Here is a 2,203-nt window from a genome sequence, read left to right as displayed (position 1 = left end):
CTCATATAAATTAAACATTATATGCCCGCCATCTAGTGCTGGAATGGGTAAGAGGTTTAAAACTCCAAGGTTTACCGATATAAGCGCTGCAAAGAAAAGCACACTCATCCAACCTGAAGCAGAAGCATCGGAGGTAAGTTTGACAATGGAGATGACACCTCCCATTTCTGAAGCGGGTACATCACCGACTATAAGCTTTTTAAGTCCTGTAAAGATGAGTGTTGAAGCAAAAATAGTCTGATCAGTTGCATATTTGAATTTTTCTACAATGCCAAGTTGTTGTTTTTTCATAACACCTGCTGCAGAGATTCCTATCATCTTGCGTTTAACACTTTCACCATACATATCTTTTGCATCTTCAAGTTTTGGTTTTAGTGTTATTTGCTTAAGGTATCCTGCTCTATTTACATCAAGTTCAATGTTTCCTGTAGCAGAAGAGATCATCTCTGCCATCTTTTTCCATGTCTCAATTTTCTTGCCATTGATGGAGATGATGGTGTCATTTGACTCTAAACCAGCTACAAACGCAGGAGAATCTTTTACCACCTGACCAACTACTGGTGCTAAAGTACTAGGATTACCAAGTGCAATGGCAAAATAGAGAATAAACGCAAGTACAAAGTTTGCTAAAGGTCCTGCTAGAAGTATGAAAATTCTTTGCAGTGGTGTTTTTGTATTGTAGCTGTCTGCATCATAATTTTTTTTGCCTGGATCTGAATCATCTTGCCCTTTCATACGGACATAGCCACCAAGAGGAATGGCTGAAATACTCCACTCTGTGTCAAAAGCACGAAAAGTAAAAAAGCGTTTACCAAAGCCTATGCTAAAGACTTCTATATGTACGCCCATAAGACGAGCCGCTGTAAAGTGACCGAGTTCATGAAAGAAGATAAGTCCCGAGAGAACGAGGAGTGCAATTATATAGCCTGTCATTATTTGCTCTCCCTTGTAATGGCATTTTTAAATCCCCAAAGATACTCTGCTCCAGAATAAATAGTAAGGATAACTGCAAACCAGAGTAGGGCTGTCGCAAATGGCCAGTGCATAAGTAAAAAACCGATGGCTATCATCTGTCCGACTGTTTTTACTTTACCTGCCCAAGAGGCTTTTACACTAATGTTTTCACTTACTGCAACAGTTCGAAGTCCTGTAATGAAAAGCTCACGAACAATAATGATGTAAATAGCCCAAGGTGAAGCATCACCCATAACCATAAGCCCCAAAAACGCAGCGAGTGTGAGCATTTTGTCGGCGAGTGGGTCAAGGATTGCTCCAAGCATTGTCATTTGATTCCATTGCCGTGCTATATATCCATCAAAAAAGTCTGTTGCAGAAGCAAGTACAAAAAGTAGTGATGCAAAGTAGTAGTTCCATGTGATGTCAAAGCCATTTTGCGTAAAAACTTGTGGATTTAAAATAATCCAAAACATCAAAGGTGCAAGTAGTATGCGAAGAGATGCCAAAAAATTTGGTAAATTGAGCAAAAAAATTCCTTCTATTTATAGTGATGAAATTTTAGCCTTTTATTGCTTATTAAAGCCTAATAGACTAAGATTAGCTATGAAAAAAATATGCCCATTATGCGAAACAGAATCGAAACTTTTTTATGAAGATACTCAGCGTTATTATAAGTGTCAAAATTGCCATGGTATCTTTGTATCTGATGAACAACTTCCTGATACAAAGAGTGAAAAAGAGCGCTATGAACTCCATGATGATGACAGTGAAGATGAAGGATACAGAAAATTTGTCTCTCCAATTACCTCCAACATTATAAAAGATTTCAAAGCAGAAGCCAAAGGGCTGGACTTTGGCGCAGGAACTTCACAAATCATTACAAAAGTTCTGCAAGAAGTAGGGTATGACATAGCTTCTTACGATCCCTATTTTCATAATTATCCACAACTTTTAGAAAAAAAGTACGACTACATTGCTTCATGTGAAGTAATAGAACATTTTTACCATCCAAAAAAAGAGTTTACACTTTTAAAAAATATGCTCAAAGAGGCTGGTAAGCTTTATCTGATGACAGATATATATGATGAGAAGATTGACTTTGCTTCGTGGTATTATAAAAATGACCCTACGCATGTTTTTTTATATACAGAAAAAACATTTGAGTATATTAAAAAAGCATATAACTTCAAAAAGTTACAGATAGAGAAAAGATTAGTAGTTTTTTTATAAGTTAAAACTATTATTA

At 36.6% G+C, this 2,203-nt stretch carries 3 protein-coding genes; 1 reads left to right on the top strand and 2 read right to left on the bottom strand.

Annotated elements, in window-relative coordinates; genetic code table 11:
* Positions 1-933: RIP metalloprotease RseP (rseP, locus tag MVY38_RS09155; protein WP_297485463.1), on the bottom strand; the 933-nt coding region annotated here is incomplete at its 3' end.
* Positions 933-1,484, bottom strand: coding sequence for a CDP-diacylglycerol--glycerol-3-phosphate 3-phosphatidyltransferase (gene pgsA / locus MVY38_RS09150; protein WP_297485461.1), 552 nt, complete (start codon positions 1,482-1,484; stop codon positions 933-935). The genes rseP and pgsA, both read right to left, overlap by 1 nt.
* Positions 1,485-1,560: 76 nt before the next feature.
* Between pgsA and MVY38_RS09145 the strand changes: the two genes are divergently transcribed.
* Positions 1,561-2,187 carry a class I SAM-dependent methyltransferase gene (locus MVY38_RS09145; protein ID WP_297485458.1) on the top strand — a complete coding sequence of 209 codons (627 nt, stop codon included), beginning with the start codon at positions 1,561-1,563 and terminating at the stop codon, positions 2,185-2,187.
* Positions 2,188-2,203 lie beyond the last annotated feature (16 nt).

This window comes from Sulfurimonas sp. (assembly GCF_027056685.1).
Classification (GTDB): Bacteria; Campylobacterota; Campylobacteria; order Campylobacterales; family Sulfurimonadaceae; genus Sulfurimonas.
Note: the sequence above shows the minus strand (reverse complement) of the source record. Positions and strands in the feature narration are given on the sequence as shown.

Coding starts and splice junctions, on each gene's coding strand:
- MVY38_RS09145 (WP_297485458.1), top strand. CDS start 1,561: ATGAAAAAAATATGCCCATTATGCGAAACAGAATCGAAACTTTTTTAT.